Origin of the sequence: Enterococcus sp. DIV0561, assembly GCF_050539875.1 — a bacterium.
Classification (GTDB): Bacteria; Bacillota; Bacilli; order Lactobacillales; family Enterococcaceae; genus Enterococcus; species Enterococcus faecalis.
In genome coordinates this window covers 1,269,577-1,295,910 of the sequence record NZ_CP172927.1, presented here as the reverse complement: position 1 = coordinate 1,295,910, position 26,334 = coordinate 1,269,577, and the positions used below count along the sequence as shown (strand labels likewise).

Sequence of the window (26,334 nt, the reverse complement as noted above, 5' to 3'; positions counted from 1 at the left end):
TAAAAAAAAGAACAAGAAAACTTTCTGAAACTAAGTGCTTCCTCTATTTTTTTTGAAGAGTTTTCGTTATACTGAAGAGGAAAAATGTTTTAAAGGAGTTTATTTATGCAATTTTATGGTGATTTAACCTTTTTAGGTGTTTATTTATTGGGTCTCTTTTTCATTCCCTCGTGGCGGAAAAAGAAAAAAGAACACGATTGGTTGCCGTGGATGTTTGGCTGGACTGTCTTTATGTTCTTCTCATATGTTTTATATTTAGAAATCATTCGTGGCACAGCCTTCTTTTTAATTCCCATTGCTTTTTTTGGCTTGTTTGCGCTCTTCTACTTCAAAGAAAAAAGGCGTTTACTGAATGGAACATTATTTAATATTTTTCTTGTGGTTCTAGCGACTTATTTAGGGATTACTGCGATTCGTACAAACAACTACTTTCTAATCACCTTAGCAATTATTGCCCTGCTGGCGATTTTTATCGCTTTGGCTTTAGGACTCTATGCCTTAATTATTTTCCTTTATTGGAATGCGGTCGTTGTTATGAGAAAAGAAGGTCGGTCTCTAGGGAACTTGTTGACGTTGTTGCTGGCAATTGGCTTAACATTACTATTAATCTATAATTTCTTTTTTCAATCGTTGTTACCAACGTGGCTCTCCTTACCCTTAACTATTGCGCCATTTATTTTGACTTATTTCGCGTTTGTTTTTTATAATTTTTTAACTGTTTCTACGTTGTATCAATTTAATCAGCCAAAATATACACAGGATTATATTGTTGTGTTAGGTTCGGGGTTAATCAATGGTGAGATTGTGCCGCCGTTATTGCAAGCCCGCATCAACAAAGCCATTCAATTTTACAAGGCTCAAAATCGCGCAACGTTAAATCCACCAAAAATCGTCATGTCTGGTGGCCAAGGCCCCGATGAATTACTTCCTGAAAGTGTCGCGATGAAAATGTATGCTTTGACACAAGGTATTCCTGATGATGATATTTTAGTAGAAGCTCATTCAAAAAACACACTAGAAAATATGCGTTTTTCCAAAGAAACAATGATTGAGGATTTTGGAAATGCTAATTTCCAAGCCATTTTTACTACAAACAATTATCACCTTTTCCGAGCGGGTCTTTTCGCTCGAATGGCTGGCTTAAAAGCTGATGGCATTGGTGCAAAAACCGCTTTTTATTTTTTACCTAACGCGTTTATTCGAGAGTTCATCGCCATTGTAGTGATGTACAAACGTCGCCATATTATTGTTTGCGGCCTAGCTGCCATCGGTATGGTTATGTTATTCTTAACAGGATTGATTATTCAGTAAAGAAGGAGTTTCCCCTATGAGTTTGTATCAAAAATTTATTCAAAATGAACGTTTGCGACGTTTTTGCGTCCTTGCTTTGATTATTTTTGTGCTTTATTTATCCAGAAGCATGATTACAACAATTCTTTTAACATTTATCTTTACCTATTTAGCTGTTCGTTTGGTCCATTTTGTTCAACGCTATATGAAAATCCCGACGATTGTCATCGTTCTCTTAACCTATGCATTGGTTGTTTTTCTAATCTATTTAGCGATTACTAAATATGTTCCCGTTCTAGTTAACCAAACGACTCAAATGATTAATTCTGTAGTTGATTTTTATCAAAGTCCACATACAGATACAAATCAAGTATTGCAATTTATTGATCAATACTTGGAAAAATCTAACTTACTCTCTCAACTCCAGAATGGCGCTTCAATGATTTTACGCTACATTCAAGATATTGGCGCTGTCGGTTTATCATTTGTCATGTCCTTTATTTTAAGTTTCTTCTTTATGATTGAGAAGAAGCAAATGGCTGATTTTTCTAAGTTATTTTTAAAAAGTGATTTTGATTGGTTTTTTCAGGATATCTATTATTTCGCCAACAAGTTCGTTAACACATTTGGTGTCGTAATGGAAGCTCAGTTTTTCATTGCTGTGGTGAATACAGTCATTACTACCTTGGCCTTGGCGATAATCGGCTTTACTCAGTTACCTAGTTTAGCCATTATGATCTTCATTTTGAGCTTAGTCCCAGTTGCTGGTGTGATTATTTCTTGCATTCCGCTAAGTTTCATCGCTTATTCCCAAGGTGGCTTGAACGATGTGATTTATATCTTAGCTTTAATTACAATCGTCCATTTATTTGAATCTTACGTGCTAAATCCTAAATTCATGTCTAGTAAAACAGAGTTACCAATCTTTTATACGTTTGTCATCTTATTAGTTAGTGAGCGTCTCTTTGGTGTATGGGGACTTATTGTAGGAATCCCTGTATTCACTTTCTTCTTAGATGTCTTAAAAGTAAAACCGATTCGTGGCCTGAAACGGCTACCTAATGTGAAAAAAAATAGTTCAGCAGAATAATTTCTGCTGAACTATTTTTTATTGTTTTCTTAAATCATTTAAAATAGCCAAGGCTCGGTCTTGGTTCATCGTTTTTTGACGTTTTAATTGTTGAGCGACTGCCTCAACTTCTTTACCAGTAGCTCCGACCGTCATCGCTAAAGAACGTGCTTGTAGAGCCATGTGTCCTTTTTGAATTCCTTCAGAGACTAAGGCCCGTAACGCCGCTAAATTTTGTGCCAAACCAACAGCCGCTACTACTCGACTTAGTTCTTTTGCATCCGTCACTGCTAACAAATCAGCGGCTGCTTGAGATTTAGGTAAGACTTTTGTGGCACCGCCAACCGTGGCTAAAGCAAGCGGAACTGAAATTTCACCAATTAGTTGTTCGCCATCCAGCGTCCAACTAGTCAAGCCTTGGTAGCGACCTTCCTTCACCGCAAAAGCATGACAAGAAGCGCTAACAGCGCGTGTATCATTTCCTGTAGCTAAAACTACAGCTTCAATGCCATTCATGATTCCTTTGTTATGCGTGACTGCCCGATAAGGATCTAATGAAGCATAGCGTGAAGCTAAAACAATTTTTTCAGCAATTTCCCGGCCATTGCTCCCCTTACTTAAACGTGAAACTGGAATAGCCGTTTTCATCGTAACAACCGACTCCGTGGCATAATTACTTAAAATACTGAATAAAATCTTTTGCTCCGCAAACCATTCACAGAACAACTCGGCCACACCTTCCAACATAGCGTTAACGATATTTGCCCCCATTGCATCCTTAACATCTACTAAAAAGTCGACAGATACAAACGATTCATCAAAAGCACGGTATTGCAAATCTCTTAAGCCGCCGCCGCGTTTAACGATAGATGGATAACTTAACTCTGCTTGTTGAAAAATTTCCGCTTCTCTTACTTGTAGTTTATCAATCAACGACTCGGGGTCTGCAACATCGTAAAAAACGATTTGTCCACGCATTAAGCGTTGTTGACTCACTGTTTTAAATCCTTGTGCTATTTTTGCACCATTACTCAAAGCCGCAATCACTGAGGGCTCTTCTGTCGCCATTGGTACCAAATAATCAGTTTCGTCCACTGTTAAATGTAAGCCAACGCCCATCGGCACTTCTATTTCACTGATTTGATTTTCAATCATATGATTGGCAATCTGCGAAGATAAAGCCGTATTTTCAAATTCTTTTTTTGTATCAGCAGAAATCCGGCCTTCATTAAGAAGAGAAGCTAGGCGTTCCTCAGGACTCATTTGATAAAATCGGCTGTTTTTTTTTTGCTGAGGTCTCTCTAGTAGCATAGCGAGTCCTAAGCCACCGCCGATACATAAAGAAGCCACGCCATATTTCTTTTCTTTTTGATTTAATTGATAACTTAAACTCGTTAATAAACGAGCACCTGTGGCACCAATCGCATGACCTAATGAAATACCACCACCATAAATGTTAACCTTTTCCTCTGGTAAAGCCAGTTCTCTTTGGACCACGATTGAAGTTGCTGCAAATGCTTCGTTGATTTCATACAGATCAATTTCTTCCGTAGTAAGTTGATTCCGTACTAACAGTTTTTGAATGGCTTTAATCGGCGAAATTCCCATATAGGCTGGATCAATACCGACTTCCACACTGTCTCGAATAATAGCTAAATAAGGAAGACCGTGTGCTTCGGCATATTCTTGTGAAGCAATAATCAAAGCAGAAGCCCCATCATTAATGGTTGATGCATTCCCTGCTGTCACAGTACCGTCTTCTTTAAAAACAGTTTTAAGCGTTCCTAGCTTCTCAACGCTCGAATTAGGGCGAATCCCTTCATCTTTCTCCACAAGCGTTCCTGATACTTCTAAGGGGGCTATTTCGTCAGCGAATATCCCTTCTGCTTGTGCTTGAGCTGCTTTTAATTGTGAATGTACAGAAAATTGATCTTGCTCTTCTCTGGTTACATGATACTTTTCGGCCACATTTTCAGCAGTTAAACCCATTGCTTGACCACTAAAGGCATCCGTTAACCCATCGTACATCATACTAGAAAAAGGCGCATCGTAGCTTTCTGTTTCGTAATTAAATCGTTGTAATTTAGGTGCTTGGGACATATTCTCAATCCCGCCAGCAATTAAAACTTCCGCTTCCCCTAATTGAATCAATTGTTTCGCCAAAATAACGGCCTTCATTCCTGATCCGCAGACCTCATTAACCGTCATTGCGGGAATTTCATGAGACAAACCGCTGTTTATTGCTATTTGTCGTGCGGGATTTTGCCCATTTCCAGCTTGTAAAACATTTCCAAAGATTACTTGATCAATTTCTTCAGAAATAGTGGAATGTCTTTTTAAAAGTTGTGTTGTAACATGTGTTCCTAAGTCTACGGCACTTACTTGACTTAAGCTGCCTTTATATTTTCCAATTGGTGTTCGTAATGCATCAATAATAACTACTGTTTTCAACTAAATGCACCTCCATCTTGAAATATATCATAAAATCCCAGAATCACAAGTGCCAATTACTGAATGTTAACAGACTTATAAGATATTTTTTAATAATCTATGAAGTTAATACAAAAATTCCCCATTTTGGTTCATTTCGTGCTATTTTATATAATGAATCTATTTATCGTAAAGGAGTTAAAGAAATGACAATTGGGATTGATAAAATTAGTTTTTTTGTGCCCCCTTATTATATTGATATGACGGCACTGGCTGAAGCCAGAAATGTAGACCCTGGGAAATTTCATATTGGTATTGGGCAAGACCAAATGGCGGTGAACCCAATCAGCCAAGATATTGTGACATTTGCAGCCAATGCCGCAGAAGCCATCTTGACCAAAGAAGATAAAGAGGCCATTGATATGGTGATTGTCGGGACTGAGTCCAGTATCGATGAGTCAAAAGCGGCCGCAGTTGTCTTACATCGTTTAATGGGGATTCAACCTTTCGCTCGCTCTTTCGAAATCAAGGAAGCTTGTTACGGAGCAACAGCAGGCTTACAGTTAGCTAAGAATCACGTCGCCTTACATCCAGATAAAAAAGTCTTGGTTGTCGCGGCAGATATTGCAAAATATGGCTTAAATTCTGGCGGTGAGCCTACACAAGGAGCTGGGGCGGTTGCAATGTTAGTTGCTAGTGAACCGCGCATCTTGGCTTTAAAAGAGGATAATGTGATGCTGACGCAAGATATCTATGACTTTTGGCGTCCAACAGGCCATCCGTATCCTATGGTCGATGGTCCTTTGTCAAACGAAACCTACATCCAATCTTTTGCCCAAGTCTGGGATGAACATAAAAAACGGACCGGTCTTGATTTTGCAGATTATGATGCTTTAGCGTTCCATATTCCTTACACAAAAATGGGCAAAAAAGCCTTATTAGCAAAAATCTCTGACCAAACTGAAGCAGAACAGGAACGAATTTTAGCTCGTTATGAAGAAAGTATCATCTATAGTCGTCGCGTAGGAAACTTGTATACGGGTTCACTTTATCTGGGACTCATTTCCCTTTTAGAAAATGCAACGACTTTAACCGCAGGCAATCAAATTGGGTTATTCAGTTATGGTTCTGGTGCTGTCGCTGAATTTTTCACTGGTGAATTAGTAGCTGGTTATCAAAATCATTTACAAAAAGAAACTCATTTAGCACTGCTGGATAATCGGACAGAACTTTCTATCGCTGAATATGAAGCCATGTTTGCAGAAACTTTAGACACAGACATTGATCAAACGTTAGAAGATGAATTAAAATATAGTATTTCTGCTATTAATAATACCGTTCGTTCTTATCGAAACTAAGTATTTAAATCCCCCGATTCAATCAACAAAAGAGCTAGACATTCAAGTTTTTGCTTGAATGTCTAGCTCTTTTTATGAAAGCCAAACTTCTTTGACCCCGTCTGTCACGGCGATACCATCTGTCAAAGCTAAACGTTGTGAATAAGAAACGTAGCCATAATAAACATCAACACCGCCGCCATTGTTCCAAGTAACAGTGATTTTAACATTTGGAGTAATCGATTTTGTAGCTGGTTGGGTCGTCGGGCGATAATTAGTCGTATCATAACTTAAAATAGTGCCCGAAGCTCCACTTATTTCGGCTTTTCCTGTGTAAATTTCGCCATTCGTATTCGTCTGCGTGACCGCTCCATTCGCTTCAATGATTAAACCCGCTTGCTTTTGATCTCCTCGTGGATAATAAAAAAGATACGTGGTTGCCCATTTAGCAAATCCATCTGGAATTGGTTTAAGTGATTCCGTTGGTGCCGGACTCGACTTCGTTTGCTTTTCAACCGCGACTTCTTCTTGTCTTTTTAAGCCTTCATTATTTTGATTATTTAGTTTCTCAACCGTTTCTTTAACGATTGAATAATGAGGTTTCCCTAAATCGCTAACAGGAATCGTAGCTAATTTTTCTTCTGATTCTTTATATTGCCCCTCTGCCGTTAACTTTTTAGCTTCTGTAATAATGGCATCATACTTGGTTTGGTCTACGGAAGAGGATGTGCTTTGTCCCGTAGCTTCGACTTGTTTTGTGACACTGGTTTTTTCCGTGGTCACGTCTGACGAACTTCCACAAGCACTTACAAACATTGAGCTAACGATTAATAAACATCCCACAATCACATGCTTTTTCATCTTTAAATCCCCCATTTGTTTATCTTTGTTATTTTTTGTTACTTAAATTATCCCATAGATGAACAAAAGAAACCATTATTTATAAAAAAGTTTAGCAAGCGCTTCAAGAGAGGCACTTGCTAAACTTTTTTCTCACTGTTATTGATTGATTACTTTGACTAGTTCTTCAAATAATAATGCACTAGATGCTGCGCCTGGATCAATATGACCAATTGCTCGTTCCCCTAAATAAGAGGCACGTCCTTTTTTCGCCACCCAATCTTTTGTTGCTTCAGCAAATTGTTCAATTTTTTCTTCATTAAATTGTTCCGTTCCAATTACTTCAGCAACAGGTGCCCAGACATCAACCATCGTTTTATCTCCTGGTTCAGCTTTGCCGCGCATCTGAATCCCAGCTAGACCTTGCTGAACAATTTCTTTTAATTGCTCTGGCGAACTGATGGTTTCCAAATCTTTTGTCGCTTTAGTCATATTCATAAACGCAGTACCATATAAAGGACCAGAAGCTCCGCCAACTTTTGAAATCAAAGCCATGGATAGGACTTTAAATGTCTCCGTGATTGTTGTTGGTACTTTTTTGTCAAACGCAATTTTGTATTCAGCCATACCACGAGCCATGTTGTTACCATGATCCCCATCACCAATCGGCGTGTCTAATTCACTTAAATAGTCTCTTTTTTCTTCAATAACTTTTGAATAATTGTCTAACCATGTTTGAATGTCTTTTACTGTTAATTCCATCTTTTATCACCCTTACCAAGAAATTGTTGTTACATTGCTTTCTAGCGCTGTTTGCCAGTCTTTTGTCGCCAAGTCAATCATCGTTAAAGATAATCCTTGCATGTCAATAGACGTCATATAGTTACCCACTTTATGGAAGGTCACTTGAACACCTTTATCTTCTAATAATGTTAGCACGTCGTTCATAAATACAAATTGTTCCATTAATGGCGTGCCGCCCATGCCATTGACAAGTACCCCCACTGTTTGTGGTTGTTGTTCATAGCTACTTAATGTTTTTTCAACTAATTCTTTCGCTAACTCTTTCGATGGTTGGATTTTTTCACGACGATAGCCTGGTTCTCCGTGAATCCCTACGCCAAATTCAATTTCATCTTCTGGTAAAGTAAAACCTGGTTTGCCAACTTCAGGCACAGTGGCTGCTTTTAAAGCCACTCCAATTGTTTTCGTGGCTGCTACAATCTTTTCTCCTAAAGAAACGAGCTCTTCTAAAGAAGCACCTTGGCGGGCATGATGTCCTAAAATCTTATGGACAAGAACAGTCCCGGCAACGCCTCGTTTTCCAGCGGTATAGGTGCTATCTTCGACTGCAATATCGTCATCGACAACGACCATTTCTACATGAATGTCTTCCATATCAGCCATATCTTTGGCCATTTCAAAGTTCAAAATATCGCCTGTATAATTTTTTACGATTAACAGAACACCGGCCCCTTGGTCTGCCGCTTGGATCCCTGTTAAAATTTGATCTGGTGTTGGTGAAGTAAAGACATCACCTAAAACTGCGGCATTTAACATTCCATCACCAACAAACCCAGCATGTGCAGGCTCATGACCACTTCCACCACCAGATACTAGCCCAACTTGTTTGTTTGAGTCGTTGCGAGCAATCACGCGAGAATCTTCGACTTGATGAACAAGGTTTCCATAGCTTTTCACAATTCCTTGGAGCATTTCTTCGACAATTTTACCAGGTTCATTAATAATTTTTTTCATTTAGTTCCACCCTTTCTTACCAGCATTTTGAGCTTCTGCTAAAATTTGCGTCAAATCATCTGAGACACCTGCAGTAATTGCTGCCGCAAAGGCACCTTCAACCAATGGTGCATCGACTAAATGATAATGTTTCTGTTGGTCTTCTTCTAGCATATCAAAAGCTAATTCTGAACTTAAAACGGCACTGCCTAAATCGGCAAAAATTAAAAATTCTCGGTCAGAGTCCGCTTCGTTAATCGTGTCAATGATTTTCATTGGATCTGAACCTAATGAACCATCTGATGTGCCACCAAGTGAATGAATCGTAATTTCTTCACTGGCGTTCATCTGTTCAATCATCTCTTTAATACCATCTGTAATCATTTTGCTATGTGAAACGAGTAAAATATCTGCTTTCATGTGGACACTTCCTTAATCTAATTTATGTCTTGTTTTATATTCTTGTCCGACTTTATCTGCAACAATGATTGCATTCGCTACTTCTTCAACGACAATTGGGAATGGCATTGAATGAATTGATTCTTCTGGAATGCAAGCAATTTTGGCTACTTCCAACGCTTCTTCATAAGTGATTTCATCGACACCAATATCTGAAAGAGTTAATGGTAAACCTACAGAAGCGCTAAAGTCTAAAACAGCTTCTAATTCGTCTTTTGCTGCATCTTCTAATACAAGTTGTGCAATCGTTGCAAAGGCTACTTTTTCACCATGTAAATAACTGTGCGCACCAGGTAAGACTGTCATACCGTTATGAATCGCATGCGCTGCAGCTAAACCACCACTTTCAAAACCTAACCCTGAAAGTAAGATATTTGTTTCGATAATCTTATTCAATGATTCAGTAACCACATTTGCATCACAAGCTAATTTCGCTTTTAACCCATCTTCCTGTAGGTTTTCCCAGCAAAGTTTTGCCATGGCCAAAGCTGCATATGTGCCGCTAGCAGCGGGCGTTAAGCCTTCTCTTGAACCCATTGGCAAACTAGCATTAACCCGAGAATATGAATTGTGTGTTGCGCGTGCTTCAAAATATGTGGATAAGGCATCCCCCATTCCAGCAACTAAAAATCTAGTTGGCGCTTTGGCAACCACTTTTGTATCAACCATCACGACGCTTGGACTTTGTTTAAAGTAAGCATAATCATCAAATGAGCCATCTTCATGATATAGTACAGCTGAATGCGAAGTTGGTGCATCTTGAGCCGCAATCGTTGGTACAATAATTAAGTTTTCACCTTCTGCTACGACTTTTGAAGCATCGATTGCTTTACCGCCACCTAAACCAATGATACAGTCTGCTTGTTCTTTTTGTCCAACGTTTTGCAAGCGCTTTGTTTCTTCACGCGTTACTTCTCCACTAAAGCCACCCTCTACGAAGGTAATGTCAAACTTTTTCGCTGTTTCTTCCAATTGTGGACGTACACGATCAACGTCAGCAGGATTTGCAATTAGTAACGCTTTTTTTCCAAAAGTTGAAACGAAGTAACCTAAGTTTAGTAATTCATCTTCCCCTTGAACATATTTCGTTGGTAAAATCAATGCTTTTCTCATGTTGATAGCCTCCTATATTTTGTTTACATACATAGTATAAAACGCTTTCATCCGAAAAACATTGAACTTTTGGTATCGTTTTCTTGCAAAAAATGATAGAATTATTTTGTGAAATAATAAAATATTATGATTTTTAAACTTTAGATTGAAGGATTGCCTTATGACTGTAGAATTAAAAAATATTTTAGATTTAGAAAAGTGGGAAAAATTGCAAGAATCATTGGCCTTAAGCACTCGCTTAGCCATTATTTTAGTCGATTATAAAGGTCGACCTGTGACGAAACATAGTCAAGTTCAACCCTTTTGCCAACTGGTACGTCACTCCCCTGAGCTCTCGAAACTTTGTGAAAAATGTGATGCTCGTGGTGGCTTGGAAGCTGTTCGCACTGGTCAGCCTTTTATCTACCGTTGTCACTTTAACATCGTTGATATGGCCATCCCCATTATTGTTGATAACCAGTATGTAGGAGCCATTATGGCTGGTGAAGTTTTGCTCGAAGATCACCAAGAAGAGTTAGAACAGGTTTTAACCATGAATGATGCCTTCATTCAAGAATTTTTAGTAACACACCAAGAGCTGTATCAACAATACCCTGTTTTAGAACTAGCAGACTTAGAAAAGAGCGCGACATTAATCGCTGATCTAAGCCAATATATTATTTCTGAAGCCATCAAAAAAGATTATTTAATCAATACGTACAAACAATCCTTACAGATTAGTTCGCGAAAAGAAGAGCTGGAGCCATTGAATATGATCCAAAAAGATATTCAACAAACTTTATTAACTGCTCAATTAACTCCTTCAAGTGCCTATCAAACTAAAAATAAGCAATTACAACCGGTTTTAGATGCCCTTTGGGAAAACAAATCGCTGCGTTTAAATTTACAAGAACTGGCAGACCTTGTTCATTTGACACCGACGTATTTAAGTCGTTTATTAAAAGAGGAGTTTGGTATTCCCTTTAGTCAATTTTATCGACAATTAAAAATCACATGGGCTAAACAACTTCTTTTGGAGACAGATAAAACAATTGCCCAAATCAGTGAAGATTTAGGGTTTGTTGAAGATAGCTATTTTGTCCGTATCTTTAAACAAGAAACGGGTGAAACACCCCTTAAATACCGTAAAAGAAAGAACAGAACATAAAAAAACAACGACTCCTAGAAGTCGTTGTTTTTTTACACCTTTTGCTCTTGCTGTGGCTAATGCAACAAGTGCAAAAGGCGCATTATATCTGTCGTGCGACAAAGTGATACTATTAAATATGAATTGGTAAACCTAAAGCCAATTCAGCTGTATCCATAGTAATTTCGCCCAATGATGGGTGTGGGTGGATTGTTAAAGCAATGTCTTCTGCATTCATGCCAGATTCAATAGCTAAAGCTAATTCAGAAATCATGTCACTTGCACCGACACCGGCAATTTGTGCACCGATGATGACATTGTCTTCTACAGTTGTAACTAAACGCATAAATCCTTCAGTTTTATCTAAAGAGATTGCACGGCCATTACCAGCAAATGGGAATTTGTAACCTTTTGCTTCGATTCCCGCTTCTTTTGCTTCTGCAACAGTCATACCAACGCTTGCCAATTCTGGATCAGTAAAGGCAACAGCTGGCATTGCTTTGTAATCAACTGCAACTTTCTTACCAGAAATTGCTTCAGCAGCAATTTTTGCTTCGTAGCTTGCTTTATGCGCTAACGCAGCACCTGGTACGATGTCGCCGATTGCGAAGATGTTTTTCACGTTAGTACGTCCTTGGTTATCAACTGGGATTAAACCACGTTCGCCAATTTCAACGCCCGCTTGTTCTAAGCCTAAGTCGTCTGTGTTTGGACGACGTCCAACAGTAACCATTACGTAATCTGCTTCAACACTTTCTTCTTTTCCGTTAACTTCATATTTAACAGTGACGCTATCGCCATTGTCAACAGCTTCTTTAGCCATTGCTGAAGTCACGATTGTTACGTTTTTCTTCTTGAAGTCGTCTGTGACAACTTTAACCATATCTTTTTCATAAGTTGGTAAAATTGATGGGCTACCTTCTAAAATTGTTACTTCTGAACCTAAGTTAGCATAAGCGCCACCTAATTCAGCACCGATGACACCGCCACCGATAATAACGAATTTTTTAGGAACTTCTTTTAAGTTTAAACCACCTGTAGAATCTAACACACGTCCGCCAAATTTGAATCCTGGGATTTCAATTGGACGAGAACCTGTTGCTACAATAGCATTATTGAATGAGTAAGTTTGTGCTGAGTCTGGGTGAATAACACGCAATGTATTTTCGTCAACGAAGAATGCTTCGCCTTCAATAATTTCTACTTTGTGTTTTTTCAATAACATGCCAACGCCGCCTGTTAATGATTTAACAACTGTGTTATCTTTCCAGTCTTGTGTTTTGGCAAAGTCTAATTCGACTCCTTTAGCTGTTACACCAAAAGTTGAAGAATCTTGTGCTTCTTGGTAATGATGTCCAGCAGCAATTAAAGCTTTTGAAGGAATACATCCAACGTTTAAACAAACGCCTCCGATGTATTCACGTTCGATAATCGCAACTTTTTGACCCATTTCTGCGGCACGAATTGCAGCAACGTATCCTCCAGGTCCAGCTCCGATTACGACTGTATCTAGTTCAATGGCGAAATCTCCTACTACCATTTGTTAATCATCCTTCCATTAATAGTAATTCTGGATCAGCTAATAAGCGTTTAATGTTGTTCATTGCTTTTTGAGCAGTTGCGCCGTCAACGATACGGTGGTCAAAGCTTAATGATAATTTCATCATGCGTCCCACAACGATTTCGCCGTCTGCATTAACAACTGGTTCTTGTGCAATTGTACCAACGCCTAAAATAGCAACTTCAGGGTAGTTGATTACTGGTGTAAACCAGCCGCCACCGACTGAACCAATGTTACTAATTGTGATTGTACCATCACGCATATCTTGTGCAGTTAATTTACCTTCGATAGCCAATGCTGCTTTTTCGTTGATTTCATCAGCGATAGCAAACATGCTCTTCGTATTAGCATTTTTAACATTTGGTACATATAAGCCATGATCTGTATCAGTAGCGATACCAATGTTAAAGTAATTTTTGTAAACAATTTCTTGTGCTGCGTCATCAATTGATGCATTCAAGATTGGGAATTTTTGAACAGTTGAAGTCAATGCTTTTACAACGTATGGTAAGAATGTTAATTTTGTACCATTTGCAGCAGCAACATCTTTAAATTTCTTACGGTGATCCCATAATTTAGAAACTTCTACTTCATCATGTAATGTTACGTGAGGAGCAGTGTGTTTGCTGTTAACCATTGCTTTAGCAATTGCTTTACGTGTTGGTGTCATTTTTTCACGTGTTTCCATTTCGCCTAAATCAGAAGTAAAGGCTTTTGGCGCTGCTTTAGGTGCAGCGGCTTCCGCTTTAGGTGCTGCTTCTGTTGTAGCAGCTTCAGTAGCTGGTGCTGCTTGAGAACCACCAGAGACAAAGGCATCAATATCCGCTTTAATGACACGGCCACCTTTACCAGTTGCAGTTACTTGTGTAATATCAACGTCTTTTTCACGCGCATACTGACGAACAGATGGCATTGCTAAAACGCGTTTGTTTGGATCAGCGGCTGCAACTACGCCTGTTGAAGCGGCTGGAGCTGATACTTCCGCTTTAGGAGCGTCAGTAGCTGGTGCTGCGGCTGCCGGTGCTGCTGAATTATGACCAGGTGCGTCAATTTCAACTAACACGTCACCCACATTGGCAACTGTTCCTTCTGGTACAACGATATTTTTTACAGTACCTGTTACTGGTGATGGAATTTCTTCTACTGATTTGTCATTTTGTACTTCTAATAATGAATCATCTTCATTAATTGTGTCGCCCGCTTTAACGAACCATTTAACGATTTCGCCTTCGGCAATTCCTTCACCGATGTCTGGTAATTTGAATTGGAAAAATCCGCCAGCTGCTTCTGTTGTTGGTACAGCAGCAGGTTGTGCTGGTGTTTGTTCTTGTGCAGGAGCTGCTGGTGCTGCATCGTTATCTTCGTGACCAGGTGCGTCGATTTCGATTAACACGTCACCAACGTTTGCAACTGTTCCTTCTGGTACAACAATATTTTTTACAGTACCTGTTACTGGTGATGGAATTTCTTCCACTGATTTGTCATTTTGTACTTCTAATAACGTATCGTCTTCGTTGATTGTATCGCCAGGTTTTACAAACCATTTAACGATTTCGCCTTCGGCAATCCCTTCACCGATATCCGGTAATTTAAACTGATAAGCCATTTTTTAAGTCTTCCCTTCTTCGTTGGATCTGTCTATTTTCTTAGGAGCAAAACGCGGGGAAACGACTATAGTAGCTGAACATTTCATGCCTATAGCCGTAATCCACCTGTTTAATTCTTCGTTTATCTACTTCGAATAACTATTAAAATTCGACGATTTCTCTAGCTTTTGCTTCGATATCTTTCGCATTTGGTAACCAGATATTTTCTGCTTGTCCGAATGGGAAGATTGTATCTGGAGCAGATACACGTCCGATTGGTGCTTCTAATGATAATACGGCACGTTCAGAAATTTCAGAAACAACCATAGCGCCAACGCCAGCTTGTTTTTGTGCTTCTTGAACGACAACCACACGGCCAGTTTTTTCAACAGAGTTAATAATTGTTTCCACATCTAAAGGAGCCACTGTACGTAAGTCAATGATTTCTGCTGAAATATTGTCTTTCGCTAAGCTATCAGCTGCTTTAATCGCTTCACGAACCATAGCGCCGTAAGTGATGATTGATACGTCTGTTCCTTCACGAGTTACAGCCGCTTTATCTAAAGGCACTTCATAAGCTTCGTCTGGCACTTCCTCACGGAATGAACGGTATAATTTCATGTGCTCTAAGTAGACAACTGGATCGTTGCTGCGAATAGATGAAATTAATAGTCCTTTTGCATCGTAAGGGTTTGATGGAATAACAACACGAACACCTGGTGATTGTGCGATTAATCCTTCTAAGTTATCTGAGTGAAGTTCTGGTGTATGAACACCACCACCAAATGGGGCACGAACAGTAATTGGCATATTACGAGTTCCACCCATACGGTAACGCGTACGAGCCATTTGACCAACGATTTCGTCAAATACTTCAAAAACGAAACCAAAGAATTGGATTTCAGGAACTGGACGGTAACCTTGCAAGGCAAGACCGAAAGCCAATCCACCGATACCAGATTCAGCTAAAGGTGTATCGAAGACGCGGTCTTCACCAAATTTTTCTTGTAAACCTTCAGTTGCACGGAAAACCCCACCGTTGTTACCAACGTCTTCACCGAAGATTAAGACATTTTCGTCTTTCTCTAATTCAAGAGCTAAGGCATCTGTAATTGCTTGGATCATAGTTTTTTGTGCCATTTTTATTTCGACTCCTTCGCTTCATAAAATGCAATTTGTTCTTTAATTGTTTGAGGTTGAACTTCAAACATATTTTTCAAGAAATCAGAAACTTTTTGTTTTGGCGCTTTATCCGCTTCTGCAATTGCTACTTTGATTTCTTCTTTTGTTTTTTCAATAATTTCTTCTTCTTTTGCTTCAGACCATAAGCCTTTATCTGTTAGATATTTACGGAAACGAGTCAATGGATCTTTTTGTACCCATTCGTCATCCATCTCTTTTGAACGGTAACGTGTTGGATCGTCTCCAGATAAAGTATGTGGACCATAACGATAGGTTAATGTTTCAATTAAAACTGGACCGTTTCCTGCAGCTGACCAATCGCGTGCTTCTTTTGCAATTGCGTAAACTGCTAATGGATCCATACCATCAACTTGAATACCAGGAATTCCTGCTGCAACAGCTTTTTGAGCTAAAGTTTTAGCCGCTGTTTGTTTTTCACGAGGTGTAGAAATCGCAAAACCATTGTTTTGGATAATGAAGACACCGTTTGCTTGGTAAGCACCAGCAAAGTTAATTGCTTCATAGAAGTCCCCTTGTGAAGAACCGCCGTCACCAGTATAAGTGAAGACAACATTTTCTTTTCCACGTTTTTTCAATCCTAAAGCAACACCAGCTGCTTGGATGTATTGAGCACCGATGATAATTTGTGGTGGTAATGCATTTAAATCTTCCGCGTAGTAGTTCCCTGCTACGTGACCACGAGACCATAAGAAAGCTTCTCTTAATGGTAAACCATGTTGTACTAATTGAGGTACATCACGGTAACCTGGTAATAAGTAGTCTTCTTTTTCCATTGCAAATTGACTTGCCAATTGGCTTGCTTCTTGTCCAGCTGTTGGCGCGAAGAATCCTAAGCGTCCTTGACGGTTTAATGCAGTAGAACGTTGGTCTAACACACGAGACCAAACCATGCGTGTCATTAATTCAACTAATTCCTCATCCGATAAATCAGGTACTAAATCTTCATTCACAATTTTTCCATCTTGATCCAAGATTTGGAAAGTTGGGAAATCAGCGTCGACTTTAGCCATTAGCTCTTTAAAGTCAATAGGTTTTTGTTTCTTAGCCTTTGCCATTTTGTCACACAATCCTCTCTATTACGTTTCTTTAATTTCGATAAAAGTAAAACAGAGTGCGAAACTGTATTACTTTTTATCGACTACACTTAACAAATTATCACTAAATTCGAAAAAGCGCAAGAAAAAAACTCTAATTTCTTCATTTTTTCACAAAAGAGCAAAACCGCATGTTTTTGCGGTTTAGTGATAATTTTCACAAACAAGAAAACGGTTTCTGTTTCACACTTCTTCTGTACTATTTTTCTTCTAACTGTTATATTCTATTTTGAAAATATTATATAACAGTTCTATTAATTCAAGCCCCCTTATCCCCGAGCTGGCTAGTAATCTGATTTCCGAACTTTGTGTTTTCATGAAAATTATCTTGAAAAAACCAAAAAATAAAAACCGTCAGCCGAGTAACCTACTCAGCATGCGGTTTTTTATTTTTTAGAGAACAAAGTTTTTTTCGTTAATTTTTATTTTTTTTTGCTCGTTTTTTTACCAAATACTTTACCTTAGGTTTTATCACGAACATTCATTGCGTAAAATCACCAAATTTTCGCAAAATGAGTAATACAGCTTAGCAAATTCTTTTCTCTTTCAGTAGATTTTACTAAATCCATTCCTTGGTAATTTTAATATATAAACGTTTAGCTACTTCAACAGTTAACATGTACGCAATGATGATTCCAAAGAACCATGGCCAGTAGTTAGCCGGAAGTTTCACAAAGTCAAAAACCTCTCTTATAGGCGTTGCTACAATCAGGAAACCGAGTAAAATTGCGCCTAAACTACTTAACATCACAGGCATTGACGCACGACTTTGAATGAATGGTATTTTCCGCGTCCGGACCATATGAACAACTAATGTTTGACTAACAAGTCCCACCATAAACCAACCTGTTTGGAATAAATGTTGAGTTGCCAAACTATTGGCGCTAAACACAAACCACATGACAAGATACGTTAGAATATCGAAAATACTACTTACCGGGCCAATACATACTGTAAATTTCGCTAGGCCGTTTGTTTCCCAACGAACAGGGCTTAATAACTCTTCTTCATCGACATTATCCCAAGGAATTGTCAACTGAGCCACATCATAAATCAAATTTTGAATCAAGAGTTGTAAGGAAAGCATTGGTAGGAATGGTAAAAAGGCACTGGCTACTAAAATTGAAAAGACATTCCCAAAATTAGAACTGATAGTAATTTTAATATATTTCATCATATTGCTAAATACTTTTCGTCCTTCAATCACACCAGATTCCAGTACATTTAAACTTTTTTCCAGTAAAATAATCGAACTAGCATCTTTAGTAATATCAGCTGCAGTATCTACTGAAATGCCCACATCAGCTTTTCGTAATGCTGGTGCATCGTTAATCCCATCCCCCATAAAACCAACCGTATGACCTTTTGCTTGTAGCAATTCAATAATTTTAGATTTTTGCATTGGATTTAATTTGGCAAATAAATTAGTTTCTTCTACTTGCGCCCGCAACTCTTCATCTGTCATTGCTTCAATTTGAGAACCTAATAACACATGGGAAACTTCAATGCCTACATCTTTACAGACTTTTTTGGCGACAATGTCATTATCGCCCGTTAGCACTTTCACGTTGACACCATGTTCATGTAAGGAGCGGATAGCGCTGACAGCTGACTCTTTTGCTGGATCAAGAAAACCCATAAACCCAATCAATGTCATCTCTTTTTCATCTTCAACTGAATAAACTGCTTCTTTATGGACATCTTTTTTAACAGCTACCGCTAACACACGCATCCCTTGTTTGTTCATTTGAACATTCACTCGGCGTAGTTCTTCTCGTACAGCAGTGCTTAATGGTACAATTTCGCCATTAATTTGCGCATGCGTGCACACTTCTTCCATTTCTTCCACGGCGCCTTTCGTAATCATCAATTGATGATCATCTGCATTTACGACAACCGTTAAGCGGCGTCTGGAAAAATCAAAAGGAATTTCATCAATTTTAGTGACATTTTTAAACGGCGTTTTCCATTGATGCTCTTCATAAAAATTAATAACGGCAATATCCATTAAATTTTTCCAACCTGTTTGATAAGAAGAATTTAAGTAGGCTAAATTTAGAACCTCGTCACTCAAATCACCTAATGGATTCAAATGTTGAACCAAAACTACACGATCTTCGGTAATCGTTCCAGTCTTATCTGTACAGAGCACATCCATACCACCCAAATTTTGGATAGCCGCTAATTCTTTAACAATGACTTTATGTTTCGATAAGGATAATGCACCCTTGGCTAAGTTACTCGTAACAATCATTGGCAACATTTCTGGTGTCAAACCAACTGCAACGGCAATCGCGAAGAAAAATGCTTCGCCCCAAGCACCTTTAGTTAAACCATTAATCAAGAAAACGATTGGAAACAAAATCATTACCATTCGTAATAAAAACTTACTGACTTTTGCTAAGCCCAAGTCAAAACTAGTTTTTCCTCGTTGCGTCGTAGCATTTTTAGCAATATCACCAAAAAATGTATGTTGCCCAGTTTTTAAAATAATCGCTTTTCCTTGTCCACTCAAGACATCTGTGCCCATAAACACTAGGTCTTGCATATCTAATGCAGAAACCTCTGTTTGTTGACGATCCACACCTGCATCCACAAATTTTTCGACAGGCATGGATTCGCCTGTTAGCGACGATTGATTAACGAATAAATCTTTGGTCCAAATCAACACGGCATCTGCAGGAATCATGTCTCCTGTAGCTAAAGTTACAATGTCTCCTGGAACAATTTCGTCCATTGGAATTTCTTTCGTAATCCCTTCCCGTGTCACTGCAGCGGTGTTTTCAATTAATTCTTTTAAATCCAAACTCGCTTTTTGCGAACGATATTCTTGTATAAAAGCAATCAAGACACTGGCTAAAATCATCACGCCCATCACGATAGCGGCTTCGAAATCTTTCGTTAAAGTTGAAACGACCATCAATAAGGCTAAGACATAGACAAATGGATCTTTGAATGCACTTAAAAATAAAATAATTGCTGGGGTTGGCTTTTGTGCAGAAACTTCGTTTGGTCCAAATTCCTCTAATCTTTTTTCGGCATCTTCATTCGAGAGTCCTTTTTCAGATGTCCGTAATTCCATCATTAATTCCCGTTCAGAAAGCAACGCCAATTTACGTAATTCTTGATCTTTGGTTGCTTTTCTCATATCCATTGTTTTTTTGTTCATCATTTTCTTTTCCTCCAAGGTTGTGGTCACCTGCCGAAAAGAGTACTAAAATCTTCTCCTTTCGTTGGTGACTGTATTTTGTTTCTCTGTTCACTTCCAGGGTCTTCCATGACAGTCATCCTTTCTTTTTCTTATTTATACTTCCAGTGAATAATTGCTTTTTTGCCAAACACACAAAAAAGGACCTACTCAACAATAGAGTACGTCCCAAAATACCATCTTTAAATAAGATTCTCTATCGTTGAGCTTTAGCACTATAGGGCGTAGATAACATGTATCAGCTACATTATGAATAACCTTCACGATTATTCCTGTTCAACCAACTAAGGGTCTCTCGATCCTTTCGCGGCAGCAGCATTTGTCCAAATAGGAGCCTCACCTAACAATTATTCAGTTTTTATCCACTTCTTATAATAGAGGAGTTTGACATTCTTGTCAAAAGATTTATGACTTTTTTGTTATAAATAAAAAATAACTACTTTAAAGTTTCCTTTATTTCTGCTTTTCGCTCAGGAATAAACCACATGACTAAAACAATCGTATCAATAATCAGGACAGCGATTGGCGCTACCATTTTACCCACAATCAACGCAATAATATTCAACACAATCGAAAGCGTTAATTTTGGATAGTGGCCAAACAAACGTTGTACTTCGGATTTGGGCCCATTTGCCTGAATCAATGCCCGCACCACTAGATAATAAGCAACATCAGCTCCTAATACTACTAAGCCATACAAAGCTTGTGGCGGCCAAGAAAACGGATGTTCACCTACCCAACCAGTAACAAACGGGAAAAACGTCAACGTCAAAATTAAAAAATTATTCATCCAAAGGACACGTCCATCAATTTTACGGACGCTTTGAAATAAATGATGATGATTGTTCCAATAAATCAATAAAGTAACAAAACTAATTAAATAAATAATGATTTTGTGTCCAGATTGGGTCAGAGCAGACCAATCTGCTTTTTCAGGAATTTTTAATTCTAAAATTAATAACGTTAAAATAATCGCAATGACTGCATCTGTAAATGCTTCTACACGTGTTTTCGGCATCATTTCTCCTACTTTCATAAAATTAAATAACTTACCCAAAGTAAGTATAACGCATTTCTGTAAAAATTCAATTATTTATGAAGTCTCTCGGTTGTTGAAGTTCCTAAAAACGAGTGCAAGAGTCCTACTTAAAAGTAAGCCTCTTACACTCGTTATAGAACAAATCAGTTATTGGAAGATTCCTGCCTGATAAGGTGCTAACTGCATTCGTTTCTCCACTGTAAAATCTTGATTCCCTAACAATTGTTGCCACTTTCTGCCTAGTAATTTATTTGGCAAGTCAAATTGGCATTTTTCTCCACTTAAATTGACAATCACTAACGCTGTTGCCTCAGTTGTTTTTCTTAAAAAAGCAAAAACAGACGGATGATTGGGCGCTAATAGTTCAAACTGTCCATCTGTAAAGACTGAATTTTCTTTCCGCAGCGCAATTAACTTTTTATAATAATTCAACACGGATTGTGCATCCGTTTCTTGGTCAGCCACATTTATTTCTTTGAAATTGGGATGAATTGCTAACCACGGATGCCCCGAGGTGAATGAACTTGCCTCTTGACTCGTCCACTGCATAGGCGTACGCGAATGGTCCCGCGTCCAATGCGCCACTTCTTTTAATGCTTGTTTCGCATCGTAGCCACTTTCTATAAGCAAACGATAATGGTTATGAGAATCTTTAGCATCTAACTCGTCAATCTGTTGAAACGGATAATTAACCATGCCGATTTCCTGTCCTTGATAAATAAACGGCGTTCCTCGCAAGAGCAAGGCCATTGTTCCAATCGCCTTAGCAGAATGAGAGGTTTCATTGCCTAAAATCGAATTGATTCTGGGATTATCATGATTTTCTACATATAATGCATTCCAGCCTTCTGTCCCTAAATGCTTTTGCCAGCGAGCCATTACTTTTTTATAGCCTAAAATATTTAACCGTTCTTCTCCTGGCTTTCCTTCTCGAACATTGTGCTCTAATTCAAAAATCATATTCAGATAGCCCGCATCATTGGTCCATTCCACCGCTTTTTTACTTGAAACGCCACTAGCTTCCCCCACTGTCATGATGTCATACTCAGCAAAAATAACTTTCAAATCCAGCATATAGTCTTCAATGCCTTTTACATTCATAAAGGGAGCCCATGGATTCGTGGTAATTTTAAAATCCCAAGGTTCTTTTTGGATATGACTAATCGCATCCAATCGGAAACCATCAATTCCCAAATCTAACCACCAGCGAATCATCGCATAAATCTCTTCACGAACTTTAGGATTTTTCCAGTTCAAATCAGGTTGCTCTTTTGCAAACACATGAAAATATGCTTGCTTTGTACCCTCGTCATACGTCCAAGTCGAGCCACCAAAAAAGCTTTGCCATTCATTCGGCATACGTTCTGGTGTCGCATCGGCCCATAAATAATACTCACGATACGGATTATCTAAACTTTTTTTCGCTTCAACAAACCACGGATGTTGATCACTGGTATGATTGACTACCAGATCAAGAATAATCTTCAAACCTAATTGATGCGCTTGATCCAAAAGTTCTTGAAAATCTTCCATCGTACCAAATTCTGGCTGAATCCCTTGATAATCCGCAATATCATAACCATTGTCAACGTTTGGCGAAGTGTAAATCGGATTTAACCATAAAAAATCGACCCCTAGTTCTTTTAAATACGGTAATTTCTCAATAATTCCCCGCAAATCACCAATGCCATCCCCGTTGCTATCTTTAAAACTCCGAGGATAAATTTGATAACCGACAGCATTTTTCCACCATTGTTCCATCTTATTGACTCACTTTCACAACAAATGCTTGCCAAGGCGCTAACGAATAGTCTGCTAAAGCAGTGACATCTGTCGGCATATTTTCAATCATTACTTGTTCTACATGAACGTCTGCAGAAAATGGCTGAACTTTGTCAGAAAAGTTCGTTACAACAAGCCAGCGTTCCTCACCATAGGTACGATAAAAACTGATCACTTCGTCCACCGTTTCCAGCAATTCAAAGTTGCCCCAAACAATTAAAGGATGTTCTTTTCTCAAACGAATCATTTCTTGGTACGTATAGAATAGTGAATTTTTATCTGCCAAAGCAGCAGCGACGTTAATCGTTTGATAATTGGAATTAACATCAATCCAAGGTGTACCAGTCGTAAAGCCCGCATTTTTTTCAGCGGTCCACTGCATAGGCCGGCGTGCATTGTCGCGACCTTTAGTATTAATTTTCAGCAAAATTTCTTCTTTAGAATATCCTTTTTCTAGATACTCATGGTACATGTTAATCGTTTCGATGTCCCGCGCTTCACGAATATCTGTAATCGGCGTATTGGTCATACCAATTTCTTCCCCTTGATAAATATAAGGTGTGCCTTTCATCATGTGCAGTAAAATAGCGAATAACTTACTACTTTCCAACCAATGTTCCTGATCATTTCCCCAACGCGAAATCATTCTCGGTAAATCATGGTTATTCCAAAATAAAGAATTCCAGCCATCATTTCCTAATTCTGTTTGCCATTTTGCAAAAACCTGTTTCAACTTGGCAACTTCCATTGGCTGAAGGTCCCATTTTTCTTTACCTGGTTGTTGATCCAAGCTCATATGTTCAAACTGAAAAATCATAGATAATTCATGACGCTCTGGACTAGAGTACATTTTTGCAATTTCAGGTGTGGCCCCCCATGTTTCACCTACAGTTAACAGCTCTTTGCCTCCAAATGTCGCGGCGTTCATTTCTTGTAAATAACGATGTAAATGAGGTCCATTCGCGGTGATCTCTTCTCCTGGAATTTTACCCACTAAGTCAATTACATCTAAACGGAAACCGCCAATTCCTTTATCAATCCAAAAATTCATCATCTCGTAAACCGACTGACGCATTTGTTGGTTTTCCCAATTTAAATCTGGTTGTTTTTTACTAAACAAATGCAAATAGTATTGCCCACTCGCTTCATCAAACGTCCACGCCGAACCCGAAAAGGCAGATTTCAATCGGTTAGGCACACCGCCATCTGAAGCAGGATCAGCCCATACATAATAGTCTCGGTAGGGGTTCTCCTTGCTTTTTTTCGCTTCAATAAACCAACGATGTTCATCTGACGTATGGTTAACAACTAAATCCATAATAATTTCAATCTTTCGCTTTTTCGCTTCCTCAATTAGACGATCCATATCCGCCATCGTCCCAAACTCTGTCATAATCGCTTCATAATCAGAAATGTCATAACCATTGTCATCATTGGGTGATTGATAAACTGGTGATAACCAAATAGCCCCAATGCCTAACGTTTCCAAATAATCCAATTTTTCAATAATTCCTGGTAAATCTCCAATGCCATCTCCATTGCTATCCTTAAAACTGCGAGGATAAATCTGATAAACCACGACTTCTTGCCACCAATGTTTTTCCATTCTTCTTCACATTCCTTTGCTTAATTATTATGCTTGATATAAAAGAAAACCTTTTGGTAAAACCATTATCTGTTCTGAAGCAATTTCGATAGAAGAACTTAGCAAAACTTCTCGATCAGTTCTATCAACAAATTGTGTCTCTTGGCCAGTATTAAAAATCCCATAGATCGTTTGTTCCTCCAAACGACAAGCGAGTCTAATCAACCCCGTTTCAAAAGAAGTTCCTGTCCAATCGATTGTTCCACCAGAAAAAACAGCCGCATACTTTTTGCGAAGGGCAATCAATGATTTTACAAATTCCTTCAAATCCAAATCTTGCTGATTTTCCTCCCAAACCATACAACGACGACAATCAGGATCCATATCACCTGTCATACCAATTTCATCACCATAGTAAAGACAAGGGACACCTGGTTGAATATACGTAAACGCTAATACTTGGCGCATCAACTCTTTATCCTCTTTCGTTTCATGCAATAAGCGTGGTGTATCGTGGGAATCTAAAACATTAAACTGCATTTGATTCGTTTGTTGGCGATAGAGCATTAACTGGTTGTTCATTTCAGAAAGCATCTTTTCCAAGGACAGTTCTTGCTTGACAAAGTAGCCCATAATCGCATCTGTGTATGCATAATTCATCACTGCATGAAATTCGTCTCCTTGGAGCCAGCTTTGCGACGAGTGCCAAATTTCTCCTAAAATATAAAAATCTTCTTTTGCGTCATCACATGTTTGCCGGAATTTTTTCCAGAACGCATGATCCACTTCGCTTGCCACATCTAAACGCCAGGCGTCAATATCATATTCCTCAATCCAATAACGAGCAATTTCTAAAAGATAGGCTTGCACCTCTGGATTTGCTGTATTTAATTTAGGCATATGCGGAGTGAATGCAAAAGTATCATAGGTAATGTTGCTTGCTTCTTCAAAATCAGCACTTTCTTCATAGCTAGCTGGAAACTCATTTACGTGGAACCAATCGGCATAAATTGAGTCCTGGCCATTTTTTAACACATCTTGCCATTGAGGCGAAGTGTCCCCCATATGGTTAAAAACGGCGTCCAACATAATCTTGATGCCCCGTCGATGACACTCTTCGACTAAACGCTTAAAGGTAGCGCCATCACCAAAAGCTGGGTCAATTTTTAAATAATCAATCGTATCATATTTGTGATTAGAAAACGCTTCAAAAATCGGGCAAAAATATAAGCCATTAACACCTAAATCTTCAATGTAATCAAGATGATCTAGCACCCCTTGCAAATCCCCACCAAAAAAATCTTGTCGATCTGGTCTTCTAGATCCCCACGGTAACGTCCCTTCAGGATCATTGGCGAGATCACCATTTGCAAAACGCTCTGGAAATATTTGATACCAAACCGTTTCTTTTACCCATTCAGGTGCTTTAAAACGATCGATTTCATGAAAATACGGCATCCGAAAATAATTATTCGCCATCTCTAAATACTTTTCTTCTAAAGGATAAATGCCGTGTTCGCCATAAAACGCCCTCAAACCATCCGCCCCTACTAAAGTAAAAGCATATGAAAGGCGTTTAAATTTTGCACTTAATGCAATAAACCAGTAATCATATAACTCCGTAGATACTAACTTCTCCATGGTTAACGACTGTTGATACCACTTTTCTTTTCCTAAAAGATAAGGATCTCCTTGCACTAATTGGACAGAGGCAATGTCGCCTTTTGCCGTACGCAAACGAATATGCATGGTTTCTTCTGTATAAAGATAAGCAAATTCACTTTCTGGACGATGGTAGATTGCAGCAGTGTTCATTTAATTCTCTCCTTTAATTGTCGCTTTTCGTGTATTTTCTAATACTCGAACACATTTTAG

General features: G+C 38.7%; 19 protein-coding genes and 1 riboswitch. Of the genes, 4 read left to right on the top strand and 15 right to left on the bottom strand.

Annotated features, from left to right (window positions below; genetic code table 11):
- The first annotated feature begins 105 nt into the window (after positions 1–105).
- Positions 106–1,311: a YdcF family protein gene (locus IGM13_RS06310; protein ID WP_002382277.1), complete on the top strand. Its 1,206-nt coding sequence runs from the start codon at positions 106–108 to the stop codon at positions 1,309–1,311.
- A 16-nt stretch (positions 1,312–1,327) separates the two neighbouring features.
- A complete protein-coding gene (locus IGM13_RS06305; protein WP_002357754.1) occupies positions 1,328–2,380 on the top strand; it encodes an AI-2E family transporter in 1,053 nt (350 codons plus the stop codon).
- Between the two features lie 18 nt (positions 2,381–2,398).
- Here IGM13_RS06305 and IGM13_RS06300 read toward each other — a convergent pair whose 3' ends face one another.
- The gene (locus IGM13_RS06300) at positions 2,399–4,810 is read right to left on the bottom strand and encodes a hydroxymethylglutaryl-CoA reductase, degradative (RefSeq protein WP_002419781.1); all 2,412 of its coding nucleotides are present in this window, start codon (positions 4,808–4,810) and stop codon (positions 2,399–2,401) included.
- 185 nt (positions 4,811–4,995) lie between these two features.
- On the opposite strand from IGM13_RS06300, the gene IGM13_RS06295 reads away from it, so the two are divergent.
- The gene (locus IGM13_RS06295) at positions 4,996–6,147 is read left to right on the top strand and encodes a hydroxymethylglutaryl-CoA synthase (RefSeq protein ID WP_002357756.1); all 1,152 of its coding nucleotides are present in this window, start codon (positions 4,996–4,998) and stop codon (positions 6,145–6,147) included.
- A 72-nt stretch (positions 6,148–6,219) separates the two neighbouring features.
- Here the strand turns inward: IGM13_RS06295 and IGM13_RS06290 are convergent, their stop codons facing one another.
- From IGM13_RS06290 to IGM13_RS06270, 5 genes are all read right to left on the bottom strand, one after another.
- Positions 6,220–7,002: a hypothetical protein gene (locus tag IGM13_RS06290; RefSeq protein ID WP_002419782.1), complete on the bottom strand. Its 783-nt coding sequence runs from the start codon at positions 7,000–7,002 to the stop codon at positions 6,220–6,222.
- A 123-nt stretch (positions 7,003–7,125) separates the two neighbouring features.
- Positions 7,126–7,728 carry a dihydroxyacetone kinase subunit DhaL gene (gene dhaL / locus IGM13_RS06285; protein WP_002419783.1) on the bottom strand — a complete coding sequence of 201 codons (603 nt, stop codon included), beginning with the start codon at positions 7,726–7,728 and terminating at the stop codon, positions 7,126–7,128.
- Between the two features lie 12 nt (positions 7,729–7,740).
- A complete protein-coding gene (dhaK, locus tag IGM13_RS06280) occupies positions 7,741–8,724 on the bottom strand; it encodes a dihydroxyacetone kinase subunit DhaK (RefSeq protein WP_002357760.1) in 984 nt (327 codons plus the stop codon).
- Positions 8,725–9,123, bottom strand: coding sequence for a dihydroxyacetone kinase phosphoryl donor subunit DhaM (dhaM, locus tag IGM13_RS06275; protein WP_002357762.1), 399 nt, complete (start codon positions 9,121–9,123; stop codon positions 8,725–8,727).
- A 12-nt stretch (positions 9,124–9,135) separates the two neighbouring features.
- The gene (locus IGM13_RS06270; protein WP_002363858.1) at positions 9,136–10,275 is read right to left on the bottom strand and encodes a glycerol dehydrogenase; all 1,140 of its coding nucleotides are present in this window, start codon (positions 10,273–10,275) and stop codon (positions 9,136–9,138) included.
- Between the two features lie 160 nt (positions 10,276–10,435).
- Here IGM13_RS06270 and IGM13_RS06265 point away from each other — a divergent pair, with 160 nt between their 5' ends.
- Positions 10,436–11,422 carry a PocR ligand-binding domain-containing protein gene (locus IGM13_RS06265; RefSeq protein ID WP_002419784.1) on the top strand — a complete coding sequence of 329 codons (987 nt, stop codon included), beginning with the start codon at positions 10,436–10,438 and terminating at the stop codon, positions 11,420–11,422.
- 112 nt (positions 11,423–11,534) lie between these two features.
- Here the strand turns inward: IGM13_RS06265 and lpdA are convergent, their stop codons facing one another.
- The 9 genes from lpdA to IGM13_RS06220 all read right to left on the bottom strand — a co-directional run bounded on the left by lpdA (position 11,535) and on the right by IGM13_RS06220 (position 26,274).
- Entirely contained in the window at positions 11,535–12,941 is a 1,407-nt protein-coding gene (gene lpdA, locus IGM13_RS06260) for a dihydrolipoyl dehydrogenase (RefSeq protein WP_002357765.1), read from the bottom strand.
- A gap of 7 nt (positions 12,942–12,948) precedes the next feature.
- Positions 12,949–14,568, bottom strand: a complete 1,620-nt coding sequence (locus IGM13_RS06255; RefSeq protein ID WP_002419785.1) for a dihydrolipoyllysine-residue acetyltransferase — start codon at positions 14,566–14,568, stop codon at positions 12,949–12,951.
- Between the two features lie 142 nt (positions 14,569–14,710).
- Positions 14,711–15,688, bottom strand: a complete 978-nt coding sequence (locus tag IGM13_RS06250) for an alpha-ketoacid dehydrogenase subunit beta (RefSeq protein ID WP_002357767.1) — start codon at positions 15,686–15,688, stop codon at positions 14,711–14,713.
- Between the two features lie 2 nt (positions 15,689–15,690).
- Positions 15,691–16,806, bottom strand: coding sequence for a pyruvate dehydrogenase (acetyl-transferring) E1 component subunit alpha (pdhA, locus tag IGM13_RS06245; protein WP_002357768.1), 1,116 nt, complete (start codon positions 16,804–16,806; stop codon positions 15,691–15,693).
- 598 nt (positions 16,807–17,404) lie between these two features.
- Positions 17,405–20,017 (bottom strand): magnesium-translocating P-type ATPase, encoded by a 2,613-nt coding sequence (gene mgtA / locus IGM13_RS06240; RefSeq protein ID WP_002388982.1) that lies wholly within the window; start codon positions 20,015–20,017, stop codon positions 17,405–17,407.
- Between the two features lie 223 nt (positions 20,018–20,240).
- Positions 20,241–20,408, bottom strand: a riboswitch (M-box (ykoK) riboswitch).
- Positions 20,409–20,489: 81 nt separating this feature from the next.
- The gene (locus IGM13_RS06235) at positions 20,490–21,071 is read right to left on the bottom strand and encodes a TMEM175 family protein (RefSeq protein ID WP_010715145.1); all 582 of its coding nucleotides are present in this window, start codon (positions 21,069–21,071) and stop codon (positions 20,490–20,492) included.
- A gap of 168 nt (positions 21,072–21,239) precedes the next feature.
- Positions 21,240–22,853, bottom strand: coding sequence for a glycoside hydrolase family 13 protein (locus IGM13_RS06230; RefSeq protein ID WP_002419787.1), 1,614 nt, complete (start codon positions 22,851–22,853; stop codon positions 21,240–21,242).
- Between the two features lies 1 nt (position 22,854).
- Positions 22,855–24,480 carry a glycoside hydrolase family 13 protein gene (locus IGM13_RS06225; protein WP_002419788.1) on the bottom strand — a complete coding sequence of 542 codons (1,626 nt, stop codon included), beginning with the start codon at positions 24,478–24,480 and terminating at the stop codon, positions 22,855–22,857.
- Between the two features lie 27 nt (positions 24,481–24,507).
- Positions 24,508–26,274 (bottom strand): glycoside hydrolase family 13 protein, encoded by a 1,767-nt coding sequence (locus IGM13_RS06220; RefSeq protein ID WP_086269718.1) that lies wholly within the window; start codon positions 26,272–26,274, stop codon positions 24,508–24,510.
- Positions 26,275–26,334 lie beyond the last annotated feature (60 nt).